Raw genomic sequence first — 14,567 nt, forward strand, 5'->3', positions numbered from 1 at the left:
GTTTTCCTTAAAAACACATAAACTAGTTTGGGTTAAACGATAACTGAAAATGATTAAATTCTACAAAGCTTGCCAATACTGCTTGATACTTATTTTCTCCATCACGTTGGTGTTCTAAAACACTAAGCGCATAGCAACAAGCCTCTAGTGATGACAGAGCGTGCTTTTTAGTTGTTTTTCGAATTTGATATTGTCCAACAATATCATTCTCCAAGGTAAAATGCGGCAGTTGTTGCAGCCAAGTGTTGCTCATAAACATTTTATACGCTTTTTTCCAAGTGCCGTCTAAGATAAACAAACACTTAGGTGTTGTTATATTACTATTATTGACACTTAAAACAACGGCATCATTAGCCGGATATAAAACAGCACATTGTTGATGATAATGCTCTAATAGTCTTTGTACTTCAATATTGTCAGTAAAATTTTCACCCACAATAACTTGGCTATTTTTTAATGACTGATGTAATAAGGTTACACTGCCTTTACTTTGTTTAACTTCTAATGGATGTTGTAAAATCACGATATGAATATCATTATCAACCGATGTGACTAAATGACATAGACAAGATTTTTCAGGACGTTCGCATTGTAAGCAGTATGCTCGGGTCATTAATTTGGGCTTAACAGATAATTATTAACGATGAGTCTACGCTGTTCACCATTAAACGTTAAGAATATTTTCAATATAAAAAACATCTAAAATGCAGTAAAATATATTTTACTCTTTGTTTATAAGCCTATTTTAATGCGATTGTCACTTTCTGCTTTTCCAATTTCTGTTCAACAAGTAACGGTTCCCGCCATAGTTCTGATTATTTCACTGGTTGCTTTTATATTTGATAGTAGTTTAAGTGGTTTTTTTGTTTATCAACGCAGTTTAGTCACACAAGGCGAAGTTTGGCGGGTATTTAGCGGACATTTTTTTCACACCAATGGTGCCCATTTCCTGTTGAATAGTGCAGCGGTTATTATGTTGTGGGCTTTACATGGTCATTTCTACACCATTAAAAGTTATCTGATTGTGTTTATGATAAGTGCTGTTATTTGTGCTGCTGGCATCCATTGGTTTTCGCCAAACATTGAACAATACGTGGGTTTATCCGGTATTTTACATGGCTTGTTTATTTGGGGCGCTATTGAGGATATAAAAGCAAAAGAGCGCACCGGTTACTTATTACTTATTGGAGTAATTTTAAAGATAGCTCACGAACAATATTATGGCGCAAGTGAAGACGTCGCTGACTTGATTGGCGCTAACGTAGCAATAAATGCTCATTTATGGGGGGCATTAGGTGGTGTGCTTGCCATATTATTTTTAATGGCTATCAAATCATTTTCACTAAAAAAACATTAAGGTAAAGACTGATTTTTCTTAAAAAATCGTCGATAACACCTGCTTTTTTCAACGCGATTAATGTCTTACTATATTGTTTTATCGATATATTAGAATTAGCTGAAAGTGCGCTAAGGATATTATGCTCACTTATCACTGAGCTTGAAATTTTATATTGCTCAGACTGCTCAATTTTTCAGTAATAGCATCATGAATATCTTTTATGATACCTGACACTAATCTTCCCTTTTCGATAATGGCATAAGGGAAATAGTTATGCTCCCCAAACTGACTTTACATACCGCTTTAGCCTGAGCATTTACAATAAAATCGAGATAAAATAGCATCACAAATATTAGTTTCATCTTCCTGTAACCATTTTATTTCAATGAGTAGAGTGTCGTTCTTTTCTTCGTCAAAAAAAAAGGTTAACGCTCTTAATTCATAAGAAAGGTAACCCTTTAGTCTTGCAAGCTTTACATAAGTTACAAGGTATTTTCAAATAACTTATAGATACGTCTATATTCATTTAACCAAGAACTTGGTTGGACAAAACCATGAGGTTCGACTGGATAAATAGCCGTTTCGAAGTTTTGCTTTTCTAACTCAATCAAACGTTGCACTAAACGTACGGTATCTTGAAAAAAGACATTATCGTCGACCATTGGCGCATTAATTAATAAGGGTTTTTCTAATCCCTCAGCGAAATAAATAGGTGAACTTCTCTCATAAGCAATAGCGTCATCGCCAGGGGTGTTCAAAATATTTGAGGTATAACCATGATTATAATAGGCCCAGTCAGAGACTAAGCGCAGTGCCGAACCTGACTGAAATAAATCAGGCTGAGTGAACATAGACATTAAGGTAAGAAAGCCGCCATATGAACCGCCATAAGTACCAATACGTTGACGGTCAACATTAGCATTATCAACTAACCAGTTTACGCCATCACGCATATCTTGTACTTCAGGTTTGCCCATGTGGCGATAGATAGCTGTTCGCCAATCGCGCCCGTATCCTGCAGAAGCACGATAATCCATATCAATAACGACATAACCTTGTTGCACTAACATACTATGGAACATGTATTCTCTAAAATACCCAGACCAACCTAAATGTGAGTTTTGTAGATAGCCAGCGCCATGACTAAACATTACCGCACGATTTTTATCAGCCGTTTTATCATAGTCTTTTGGTAAATAAACACGAGAATAAACAGGTTCATCTTGATATGAAGAAGGCACAGCAACCACACTTGGCGCAGTCCAAGGCATACTTAAGAATTTTTCAGAGACCGTATGAGTTAAGCGTATCGCCGTAGCATCATCTTTAAGTGCTTTTACATAAAGCTCTGGAGGCATGGCTACTGTTGAATGTTCAATTAATAAGGTTGAATCATCAGGGCTTAATGCATAGTCATTCATACCGCCTAAATCAGTTAAAGCACTAAACTGACCAGATTTTATATCTACTTGATAGATTTCGTAAATACCAGGGTGTTTTTTATTTGCTTTAAAGACGAAACGTGACTTATCTTGCGTTAGGCTCACATCACTGATTTCAAATTGACCACGGGTGAGTTGTTTGGCTTTACCTGCTAAGTTTTTACTGTAAAGATGAGAATAGCCAGTTTCTTCTGAGAGGTAGTACAAGGTATTGTCACCTTTTAACCAACCAAACTCATTAAAGCTCCAGTTGATCCAAGCATCATCATGTAAGCGATGTTGGCTCTCTAGCTTATTCTCCATTAAATTAACGGTTGTTAACCAACGGTCTTTGTTGTCCCATGCTTCTAGTAATACTGCAACTTGTTTGCCATTTTCGTGCCATTGAATAGGGGAATTAGCTTGCATAACATGAATATTACGGGGTGATTTTTGCGACTGATAAACCTTACCTTCACGTTGATAGTTCTCAGTTTTTACACTGGCAAGTACATCTTCATCAGCACCGGGTAAAACGTCGTAAGAAAGCGGAAATTTTTGACCTGACTTTAAATCAAGTAAAAAAAGCTCATCATTATATTGACGATTATCAGCAACACGCTGACGGACCTTTTCCGCTTTTATATGACCATCATCGGCAATATAGTTAGGCATAATATCACTATCAGCTTGGCTTGATTCACCGCTACTAATACTGACAATAAGCTTATCACCGTTGGGCGATAGACTCGCGTGATTGATACGTTTATTATCCCCTAAATAGAAGTCACTCTTAGTCAGTGTAGCGTTTTGCGCTTTGAGTTTTTCTTGTTGATTCTCTCGCAGTTCGCTATTTCTTTTTTGCAAGGCAACATAAGCGATTAAGTCATGTTGTTCACTGGCAATATAGCTCTGACTCTCCTCACTGTCTTTAGGATCTTTTTTTAATTGTAAATTAGCTAATTCAATAATTTTATTACTGGATAAGTCATGTTCAAAAAATTTATTGCCAACTCGGTAAGCGACATTACCATTATTTAAAAACATCGTTGAATATTCATAAGCTGACGTATAAGTCAGTTGTTGAACATCTAAACTCGCTAGCTCTTTAACAAAAACATTGCCTTCAAAAGTGTAAACTTCATGCGTATTGGCTTTATTTCGTTGTGCATTTCTATCACTGACCACATGCATTTGCGCTAATTTAACTTTTTCTGCTTCCTTGTCCAACGTCGCTTGGCGGTATAAATCACTTAGTGGACTACCCGCACGTTTTTGTTTGTAGAAAATAGTCTGATTATCATCACCCCAATACCAACTTTGTGGTGAACGCCCCATCCAATCTGGGTCAGACATAATTTGTTCTAAGGTGATTAATAAGTCGTTATTTGTTAACAAAGACTCTTTTGGGGCAACGGCTTTAGCAATAGCGATTGTCTTTACTTCTTTAGCGGCCGCCACAGATTTATTATTGCTGTAGTTATCATCTAAAATTTTTTCAGCCGATTGATCAGCCGTTGTTGTTACACAGGCAACTAAAGATAAACTTATAGCGGCGGTTAATATTTTTATTTTCATAGGTAAGAGACTTATTTTAATCGTGAATTTTGAGAATGGACATCAGATAGTTAGTTATACTCAACCCGATAAATTTATACAATCAAATAGTAAATTTAACTGGCGGCAAAGTGTAATCTTATGCGACCAACCGCAATAAAGTTGCGTCATAATGTATGGAGGCTTTTTAAATCATGCCCATGCATCAATAAAGGATACAATTAAAATGATAATTTGCTATAATCGCGCGCCTTGTTCTATACAACAAATTATTGTTTTTTGTATTGACCAGCGACAATAAAATCTTACTTACACAATCCTAGGCCAAATTATGCTCACACAAGTAAAAACCTCATTGTTCGAATACCCAAAATACTGGGCTGAATGCTATGGAACAGCGCCGTTTTTACCTATGTCTCGAAGTGAGATGGACACCCTAGGTTGGGATTCTTGTGATATCATTTTAGTAACTGGCGATGCTTATGTTGACCATCCAAGTTTTGGAATGGCAATTATTGGTCGGATGTTAGAGTCGCAAGGGTTTCGTGTTGGTATTATCGCTCAACCTGCATGGCATACCAAAGATGCCTTTATGGAGTTAGGACAACCTAATCTATTTTTTGGCGTTACAGCCGGAAATATGGATTCAATGATCAATCGTTATACCGCTGAACGTCGTATGCGTCATGACGATGCCTACACGCCAAACGATGAAGGCGGAAAACGTCCAGACAGAGCAGTAGCTGCATATACTCAGCGCTGTAAAGAAGCTTATAAAGGTGTGCCGGTAATTATTGGCGGCATCGAAGCAAGCTTACGTCGCATTGCCCACTACGATTACTGGACAGATAAAGTACGTCAATCGGTATTATTTGATTCAAAAGCAGATATTCTCGTCTACGGTAATGCCGAACGCCCCTTAATTGAAATTGCCCACCGTATTGCAAATGGTGAGGAAGTTAAAAATATCACCGATGTTCGGGGTAGTGCTTTTCTTGCTAACCAAGTATTACCCAACTGGAAAGGTATCGACTCTCGTTCGATAGATAAACCCGGTAAAATAGACCCAATAATCAGTCCTTATCAAGAAATCACCTCTACTGATTGTTCTGAGAACAGTGCAGAAGCAGATGCTGCGGCTAAAAACACCGACACTGATATAACCAAAACAGCACAAGTGATTGAACTGACACCGCATCGGGCAGAGCAACATAAAAATAAATCTTGGGCCGATAAAAAGAAGCCTTGGGAAACGACTTATATTAACTTACCTACTTTCGAACAAGTACGTGATAATAAAGTATTGTATGCCCATGCTTCACGTATTTTTCACCAGGAAGTAAACCCTACTTCTGCTAAACCTCTAGTACAGCGTCATGGCAGCAGACTTATTTGGTTAAATCCACCCGCAACCCCCTTAACAGAAAGTGAAATGGATGGTGTATTTGGCTTACCTTATGCCCGAGTACCGCACCCAAGTTACGGTGATGCAAAAATCCCTGCCTATGACATGATAAAAACGTCAGTTAACATCATGCGTGGTTGTTTTGGTGGTTGTACTTTTTGTTCGATAACAGAGCATGAAGGCAGAATTATTCAGAGTCGTTCACAAGAATCGATACTCAATGAAATAAAAGATATTCAACTAAAAGTACCAGGATTTACCGGCGTAATATCTGACTTGGGTGGTCCTACCGCCAATATGTATCAGCTAAATTGTAAAAGCGAAAAAGCTGAGGCAACCTGTCGTAAACCCTCTTGTGTATGGCCCACAATATGTGGTCATTTAGATACAGATCATACACCTACTATTGAGCTATATCGTGCTGCAAGAAAAATACCTGGCATCAAAAAAGTATTAATCGCATCAGGCGTTAGGTACGATTTAGCGATTCAAGATCCGGAATATGTCAAAGAACTAGCGACACATCATGTTGGAGGTTACTTAAAAATAGCCCCAGAGCATACTGAAGAAGGTCCTTTAAATAGCATGATGAAGCCAGGTATGGGCAGCTATGATAAATTTAAAGAAATGTTTGATCATTACTCTAAGTTAGCCGGTAAAAAACAATATTTAATTCCATACTTTATTTCTGCACATCCAGGCACAACAGATCGTGATATGGTTAACTTAGCACTTTGGTTAAAAAGTAATGATTTTAAATTAGACCAAGTTCAAAACTTTTATCCATCACCTTTAGCCAATGCCACCACTTTGTACCACACTGAAATAGATTCACTGCGAAATGTAAATAAAAACAGCAAGAGTGTCGCCGTACCTAAAGGCACTATTCAGCGTCGCTTACATAAAGCTATATTACGTTATCATGATCCGGCTAACTGGCCGATGCTTCGCCAAGCTTTTACTAAAATGGGCTTAGGAAAAACGCTAATTGGTTCGAAACCGGGCTGTCTGGTACCCAACGAAACCCGTGGCGAGAAAGAGCAGCAACACTATAAGAATAACGGTAAAGGAAAAAATAATGCTAAAGGCAATAAAACCACCTTTGGCAAAAAGCCAGTAACGACTAAGACAGCTTATGGCAAGAAGCCGTCAACAAGCTCTGCTGCTGAGAAAAGTAAGCAAGGCTTAACACGTTTCTCTGAAAACCAGTTTGATGATAGAAAGCCAAAGCAACCATTTGGTAAAAAGAAAAAGTAATATTATCTACCCAAAAAATAAAGCCGCGTTTACTTGATAAGTAACGCGGCTTTTTAGTAAAAAAAATAAATGATATTAGATAAATAATAACCCACTACAGTTAGTGTGAGCAATATCCTGAATCCATTATCAGTGTTAATTCACTGTTTTATGATTACCTTTGACATCGTTAGGAAATTCAAGAGAAAAACAACATCCTTCGCCCAGCGCCGAAGTAAGTAGCACCTTGCCGTTATGCTTATCCATTATTGTTTTAACAATCGTTAAGCCAACGCCAGTACCTTTTGTTGCGGAAAGCTTTTCAAAGATACCAAAAATTAACTTATGGTATTTTGAGTCGATACCTATACCGTTGTCCTTTATATGAATTGTTGTCGATAATTTTGTTTGACTGGTAAATATGTCAATAAGCAAAGGAGTCGCTGGATCTCGATAGCGTATAGCATTGCTAAGTAAATTCAGTATCCCCTCAGACACCAAGCGTTCATTGGCATTTATGGTATGTAAATTGTCAGCTAAGTTAATAGTAGCATTGGCTTTGAGAAGTCCCTCTTCTAATACCGCACTTTGTTGTTCTACTACTTGCTTAACATTAATCTCAGAGGTTTCTATAGCTTGTTGGACAATACGAGATAAATCAAGTAAATCGGTTAATACCCTTTCCATGTTATCAACATTTTCGATGATGCGACTCAGCCGATATGCTTGCTTTTCGGTCAACTTATCAACAAGTTCTAATTGTAATTTATGACTAAAAGCGGAAATGGTGACTAATGGCGATTTTAGATCGTGCGAAACTGTATAGATAAACTGTTCCATTTCTTTGTTCTTATTAACTAATTTCTTGTTGAGTTTAATCGCTTGGCGTCTTTCTTTTTCAACATCTTCCATCATACTCAATAAGATGGCTTGCGAACGAGCCATATCAACTTTATGCCCTTCCATCTTGATGTTTAACATAGTACTTTGCGCGAGTGCTTTTTGCTGATCTTTAAAGAAAAAACGTATAATGACGACTAAGGTCAATAACAAAGCAACTAGCACAATAAAGCCAGATTTAAGGCTGTGATGAAGTAAGTCTGACATCTTATCTTCAAGTAAAATCGCAATCTTATCTGCAACAACTTTTATTTCAATATGAGAAGGCTCATCGTCGTAACGCAAATAATTATCAACTTCACTTATGCTCATATTTTTCTCAGTTAAGGCTGGTAACAAAGATAACCTTTCCTTATAAGCCACCAGCATGTCTCTTACCGCTAACATGTTAAGTTGCCCGAGAATTAACGCGCCTTGTACTTCTAGTTTATCTAATTGGATGTTTGCTTTACGGTAGTTTTCAAAAGCATCAGCCCGATAGTGCGGTTGATTGGGCCGTAAGATCGCATTTTTAAAATTATGTATTAAACCAACATAACCAATCTGACTTTGCATTTCGATAATAGCCGAATATACCGAAACACGTTGCTCACGCATGTCTTTTTGTTTCGATTTGTAATCGAGTGCAATAAGTACTTCTAGTGTGATGAAGAATAATAGTAGCGCAGTTAATACCGAATTCTTAGAATTCATCGATATCCCACATAAAATAGAATGTGCAATAAAAATTTAATATAGACAAGGTGGCGAAGTTAAACATCGTAGACGTGCTCTCGCTTAAGTTCGACCATTAGGGAATTAACTTCTTTTTTTAATTCGATGACGCGTTCTTCTCGGTCGAGTGTTGCAGAATAAACTGAACTCATTTGGGCATTTTTATGTTTTAACGCCTCAACTTCCTTTAGTGCCTTATGATATTTAATTTCGACACCCGGTAATTGAATAAGATCGGGTAATTTTGGTGCTAAAACAATGGCAGTCAAAATAGAAGTAAAAGCGGTTAAGGCTTTTATCCAGCCTTGGTATTCATAAGCGGGGTACCAAGTTACATAAATAGCGACAAAATGGGTGGTACCACAAAAGAAAATAAACGCCATAAATAAGGAAAATATATCTTTATATGGCACACTTTCTTTTCTCTTGTAGAGTAATATACCCAAAATAATAGTGATCAGATAATAGGCTACACCTATAGTGATATCAGAAATAACATGGGTCCATAAGATATCAGGTCGCCAAAGGTAGCAATGGCCGTGCGGCATAAAATTGGGGTTAGCAAATTGCTGTAACCATTCGTTCATGGGTATTCCTAATATGGATTATTTAGTGGATTATATTTCTATTTATATTCTTGGAAAATGCAATTCAAAGCAACATCCTTGATCTAATCCAGAGGCTAGAGTCACTAAACCGCTGTGTTTTTCCATTACGGCCTTAACAATAGTCAAGCCAATTCCAGTCCCATCACCTTCAACAATCTGCTCAAAAACATCAAAAACACGTGCGTGATCTTTCTTTTCGATACCTAAACCATTGTCGCGGATAAATAAAGAAATCGCTGTGTCTGATACTTCAGTATGAATTTTTACTTGTAGATTCCGCTCAACACTCCGATATTGCAAGGCATTTTTTAATAAGTTATCGATACATTGTGAAAAAAGTGGCTGATGAGTCAAAATGGAGTGTAAGGGTTTAGTTAATATAAGCTCAGCGTTCAATATTCTGTTCTTAGTTAACAATCTCTGCCAACTTTTTTCAATCTGGCCAGTTACATCATGAGGTTCTTTAGTGATATCCCCTTTCATGACTCTAGAAAGCTCAAGTAAATTAGTCAGCAGATCCCCCATATGCTTAACATTTTTAAGGATTCTGCTAAAACGATGCTGCTGTTTTTCGGTAGTTATAGCCAATAATTCTTTCGCTAACGTGGACGTAAAGCCGTTAATAGTGACCAAAGGTGATTTCAAGTCATGTGATACCGCAAAAACAAACTGTTCCAGTTCCTTATTTTTTGCCACTAAGTTACTCGTTAATGACAGTGACTTCGAAACAAGGCTATCTTTGATACGAGCCACTTTTTTTAGCTCTAAATGCGCAACAACTTGCTGAGCAATAATGGTTAACTGTTTTTTTTGAATATCGGTCAATTGTGACGGTTTGTTGTCGATGACACATAAAGTCCCCAACCTTAGACCTTCAGGTGTTATCAATGGAGCACCTGCATAAAAAATAACTTGAGCGGGTCCGGTTACTAAAGGGTTATCATGAAAACGCTTATCTTTACGACTGTCTTGTATTTCAAAGACATCATCCTGATGAATAGCATGCGCACAAAAGGCAATATCACGCGGAGTCTCTCCTACTTCAAGTCCAAAATGAGACTTAAACCATTGTCGCTTTTCGTCAATAAAAGAAATTAGCACAATAGGAGTACCACAGACACTGGAGACAAGCTCGGTTAGCTGATCATAGGCTAGCTCAGATGGCGTATCTAAAATATTATACTCATCTAATGCTGCCAAACGAGCCAGTTCATTGTCGGGTATTAAAGCTGATATCATCGATTTTTCGCTCCACTTATATCAAGTTATACGTAAGGATTAAGTGATATATAAAACCATTAAGTTATGCGCTCTGTGCAAGCAACTTTTCTTCTAACATATGTGCTGGCATAGGCTTACCCAATAAATAGCCTTGTATCTTATCTATTTTAAGTTCATGACAAACTAATAATTGACTCTCTGTTTCTATACCTTCAGCAACAACAATGAAATCAAGAAGCTTAAGCATAATAGTAACGGCTTCAAGCAAGCTTTTTTTCTTGTTAACGTTTGGCTCCTTGTTTTGTAACGACTTGTCGATTTTAACGATATTAATAGGGAAGTTATTTAGATGAGCAATAGAAGAAAACCCCATACCAAAATCATCTAATGCTATTTGGAAACCATGAGATGATAATGAATGAAGTGTTGCTCGCGTTACTTCATCATCTTCTAAAAGTGCTGTTTCAGTGATTTCTAAGATGATCGTACTAGGTAAAACTCCGTGCCGTGTCGTTTCGTCTTTTATTTTTTTAGTTAATTGAGGATCTTGCAATTGTAAGGCTGAGATATTGATGGCCATGGAGAAATTATCGGCAAATCGTCTTTGCCATGATGCTAATTCAGTTAGCGCGGTGGTAAGTACCCATTGACCGAGATCATGAATCAATCGTGTTTCTTCAGCAACAGGAATAAATTCATCAGGCGTATATGACTTCGGTGAATCAGGCCATCTAATAAGGGCTTCAACCCCGGTAATTTGATCGTTATGTGCACAAAATACCGGTTGATAAAATAGTCTAAACGATGATTTACGCAGGATTTCCGTCATTTCACTTTGAATCAAAAAACGGCGATTAAATTCATTTTGATAATGAGATTCATAGAACCTTAAAGCGTTTTTACCATTTTGTTTTGCTCTGTACATCGCGATGTCAGCGCACTTGACCAATTGTACACGGCTATCCGCATCGTTTGGGTATAAGGCAGCCCCCATGCTAATAGTACATTTAATACGATGGCCTTCGATTAAAAATGGCTTTTGAAATGAAGTTAAAATACGATTGGCGATCATGTTAACTTCTTCAACAGAATGGACATTGGCTAAGGTAATAGCAAATTCGTCACCACCTAGTCGAGCGAAACCATCATTGATCCTTAAGCATTCTTTTACTCTGCCAACCAAATCGACCAGTAATTGATCTCCTGCATGATGTCCTAGTGAATCATTAACATGTTTAAAGTCGTCTAAATCCAAGGCTAGCATACCGACAGATAGTTTTGAACGGTCACTGTTAGCGATCATAAACTTGAGGGTTTCATCAAAATAATAGCGATTATGTAGACCCGTTAGTTGATCTGTTTCGGCCATGTTTTTTAAAGCTAAGTAGCTTTCATGCATTCGCTGCTCCATTTCAAAGCGTTTCTTCGAATGTATAATCGCTTGATGGAGTTTGACATGTGATATGTCAATTTTAGTGATAAAGTCTTGTGCTCCAGCTTCAATACAGTTCAACGCAATTGAACTGTCTTGTGCAGCACTGATAACAATAATAGCGGTATTACCAAGATTTGGGCGAGAGCGGATGTCGATAATCATTTCAATACCATTAACTTCAGGCATATGATAATCAAGTAAAATAACATCAAAGGTTTCTGCTTCAATTAGGGCAAGCCCTTTGGCGACAGAGTCAGCCTCTTTCACTTCGTAACTATTTTGTAAAGATGTACTCAACGCTCTTTTTACCAGCGCACTATCAATTTCATCGTCATCAACAATTAAAATTCTCATTTAATACCCATCCTGGTATGAACATCTGCTTTTAAACACAAACACAAGGACATCCATAACCATTTGTGAAAATCAACAATACAATTGATACACATTTACATTAGCAACCTAAGTTGATAATGTCTAATTTTCATGGATGTATTCGCATTTCATTAATGACATAGGAGAACACATATCATGAAAGTAATGGTAATAGAGGACAACTCTGATCATTTTGAGATTATTGAAGATGCTTTGGCGTCTATTACAGAAATACATGCTCATGTCGTAAGGTCAGAAACTTTATCTTCAGGTATTGCAAGACTTTCCTCTGAACACTTTGATATATGCCTATGTGACTTACAACTGCCTGATTCAACTATAAGCGAAACTGTACTGTGGTTAAGTTTACAAACTAATCCCTTGCCAATGGTGATATTAACTTCAGTAAATAGTATTGAAATTGCACAATCATTGCTCAACAAAGGTGTTCAAGACTATTTATCCAAAGACGAATTAACACCGCAATTACTATATAAAACATGTTGTTATGCTATCGAGAGATTTAGGCACCAACAAGAATTTGCTGGATATAATCAAGACATGCAAGCATTTTGTGCTAGCTTATCTCATGATTTCAATGGTCATATTAGTCGTATTATGGGAGTATCTAAGGCATTAAAAGCCGATTTAACCTCAAGGATAGACTGTACACCCAATGAATTAAAATGGTTCGACTACCTTGAGAAAAGTACGACGGATGTACATAGCTTAGTATCAGACTTACAAAGTTACTTATCTGTAGGCTATGCAAATCAAGTATTCGAAACAGTTAACTTAAAGCTGGTTATTACTAAAGCGGTAGCCTCACTTAAAGATACAATAAAAGCTGATTTTAAAGTGAATATACCGGATGAGCTGGCTATTATCTCAGGTAACATGGCTTTGTTACAACTCTTGTTTCAAAATCTAATTGCTAACAGCATAAAATTTAATAATAACTTACCAATTATCGACATAGTCATGAACGATACCGGTAATTATATTGAAGTATCATTGCAAGACAATGGTATCGGTTTCAATCCAATACACGTTGATAAAATATTCTCGCCGTTTAACCGACTAGTTAATGGTAAAAAATTCTCAGGCTCAGGATTAGGCTTAAGTATTGTTAAACGCATTATTGAACATCATAGAGGCAGTATAGAAGCGAAATCTGCATTAGGTGTAGGAAGTGTATTTACCTTGAAATTTAAGAAAGTCAAAGTAATAGCTAAACAAGCTGGTTAAATCGTTTTAGTATCGCTAAACAGACAGGGAAAAATTATGGATAATCTTAAAGCAATTTCAGCCTTAATGGTTGAAGACAATATTGATCATGCAGAACTGATGATGGATGCTTTTAGTGATTTTAATATTAAAAATACAATCGCGCATGTTATGGATGGAGAACAAGCGGTTGCTTACTTGAGAAATGAAGCCCCCTTTGAAGATAGTAGTCAATTTACACGTCCAGATATTGTCTTTCTCGATATTAGAATGCCAAGACAAGGCGGTATAGAAACGTTAAAAATAATCAAAGCCGATCCAGCCCTGTCTGGTATTCCGGTCGTGATGATAAGTACGTCAAGCACAGCACCCGAAATAGAGGAATGTTATAGCTTAGGTGCTAGTGGCTATATTACTAAGCCTTTAAAATTTGATGATTTCGTCAATAAAATGAAAGAGCTAAATTACTATTGGGTACTAACCTCTGAGTTACCTAGCTAATAAATTCGCCTTGTTGCTAAGAGCTTAATTATTAAATTATTATTTTCATGATAATTTAATCTCTATTTTTAAACATCAGAAAGCAAAAAACCCGTAGCATCAGCTACGGGTTTCTGACGTGTAGGGATATACTAATGTCGCGTTGCCAAGGATGGCAAAGAGCGACCTAAATAGAAGCGGAGAATGTCCTATTCTAACATGGGCATGTCGAACATAAGTCACACTACCGTTGGCGCTACTGCTCAATTAGTTATAAATGGTATATTTTCAGACGCCAGAAAGCAAAAAACCCGTTACGTTAGTAACGGGTTTTTGACGTGTATGGATATACTAATGTCGCGTTGCCAAGGATGGCAAAGAGCGACCTAATTAGAAGCGGAGAATGTCCTATTCTCACATGGGTCTGTCGGACATAAATCACACTACTGTTGGCGCTACTACTATATTAGTTATAAATCTTGTGTTTTCAAACGCCAGAAAGCAAAAAACCCGTTACGTTAGTAACGGGTTTTTCTAATTGGAAGCCTAGCAATGTCCTACTCTCACATGGGAACTCCCACACTACCATCGGCGCTACTGCGTTTCACTTCTGAGTTCGGAATGGGATCAGGTGGTGCCACAGTGCTAT

General features: G+C 37.3%; 10 protein-coding genes and 1 rRNA gene. 4 read left to right on the forward strand and 7 right to left on the reverse strand.

Features of this window, described 5'->3' with window-relative positions; translation table 11 throughout:
* Positions 1-22: 22 nt before the first annotated feature.
* Positions 23-613 (reverse strand): tRNA-uridine aminocarboxypropyltransferase, encoded by a 591-nt coding sequence (locus H4J76_RS11855; RefSeq protein WP_182230674.1) that lies wholly within the window; start codon positions 611-613, stop codon positions 23-25.
* Positions 614-748: 135 nt separating this feature from the next.
* Between H4J76_RS11855 and rrtA the strand changes: the two genes are divergently transcribed.
* Positions 749-1,357, forward strand: a complete 609-nt coding sequence (gene rrtA, locus H4J76_RS11860; RefSeq protein WP_182230675.1) for a rhombosortase — start codon at positions 749-751, stop codon at positions 1,355-1,357.
* Between the two features lie 464 nt (positions 1,358-1,821).
* On the opposite strand, the gene H4J76_RS11865 is transcribed toward rrtA, so the two are convergent.
* Positions 1,822-4,338: a prolyl oligopeptidase family serine peptidase gene (locus H4J76_RS11865; RefSeq protein WP_182230676.1), complete on the reverse strand. Its 2,517-nt coding sequence runs from the start codon at positions 4,336-4,338 to the stop codon at positions 1,822-1,824.
* Between the two features lie 310 nt (positions 4,339-4,648).
* Here H4J76_RS11865 and H4J76_RS11870 point away from each other — a divergent pair, with 310 nt between their 5' ends.
* On the forward strand, positions 4,649-6,979 hold the full coding sequence (locus H4J76_RS11870; protein WP_182222930.1) for a YgiQ family radical SAM protein: 2,331 nt from the start codon (positions 4,649-4,651) through the stop codon (positions 6,977-6,979).
* A 135-nt stretch (positions 6,980-7,114) separates the two neighbouring features.
* On the opposite strand, the gene H4J76_RS11875 is transcribed toward H4J76_RS11870, so the two are convergent.
* From H4J76_RS11875 to H4J76_RS11890, 4 genes are all read right to left on the reverse strand, one after another.
* Positions 7,115-8,551 (reverse strand): ATP-binding protein, encoded by a 1,437-nt coding sequence (locus H4J76_RS11875; RefSeq protein ID WP_182230677.1) that lies wholly within the window; start codon positions 8,549-8,551, stop codon positions 7,115-7,117.
* A gap of 59 nt (positions 8,552-8,610) precedes the next feature.
* Positions 8,611-9,159 (reverse strand): hypothetical protein, encoded by a 549-nt coding sequence (locus H4J76_RS11880; protein WP_182222932.1) that lies wholly within the window; start codon positions 9,157-9,159, stop codon positions 8,611-8,613.
* Positions 9,160-9,201: 42 nt separating this feature from the next.
* Positions 9,202-10,419 carry an ATP-binding protein gene (locus H4J76_RS11885; protein WP_182230678.1) on the reverse strand — a complete coding sequence of 406 codons (1,218 nt, stop codon included), beginning with the start codon at positions 10,417-10,419 and terminating at the stop codon, positions 9,202-9,204.
* A 64-nt stretch (positions 10,420-10,483) separates the two neighbouring features.
* Entirely contained in the window at positions 10,484-12,190 is a 1,707-nt protein-coding gene (locus tag H4J76_RS11890) for a GGDEF domain-containing response regulator (RefSeq protein ID WP_182230679.1), read from the reverse strand.
* Between the two features lie 177 nt (positions 12,191-12,367).
* On the opposite strand from H4J76_RS11890, the gene H4J76_RS11895 reads away from it, so the two are divergent.
* Complete coding sequence (locus tag H4J76_RS11895) at positions 12,368-13,459, forward strand: hybrid sensor histidine kinase/response regulator (RefSeq protein WP_182230680.1); 1,092 nt, start codon at positions 12,368-12,370, stop codon at positions 13,457-13,459.
* A gap of 36 nt (positions 13,460-13,495) precedes the next feature.
* The gene (locus H4J76_RS11900; RefSeq protein WP_182222936.1) at positions 13,496-13,939 is read left to right on the forward strand and encodes a response regulator; all 444 of its coding nucleotides are present in this window, start codon (positions 13,496-13,498) and stop codon (positions 13,937-13,939) included.
* Between the two features lie 523 nt (positions 13,940-14,462).
* On the opposite strand, the gene rrf is transcribed toward H4J76_RS11900, so the two are convergent.
* Positions 14,463-14,567: ribosomal RNA gene (gene rrf, locus H4J76_RS11905) — 5S ribosomal RNA — on the reverse strand; the annotation flags it as partial.

It is taken from the genome of Colwellia sp. BRX9-1 (genome assembly GCF_014077195.1).
Taxonomy (GTDB): Bacteria; Pseudomonadota; Gammaproteobacteria; order Enterobacterales; family Alteromonadaceae; genus Colwellia_A.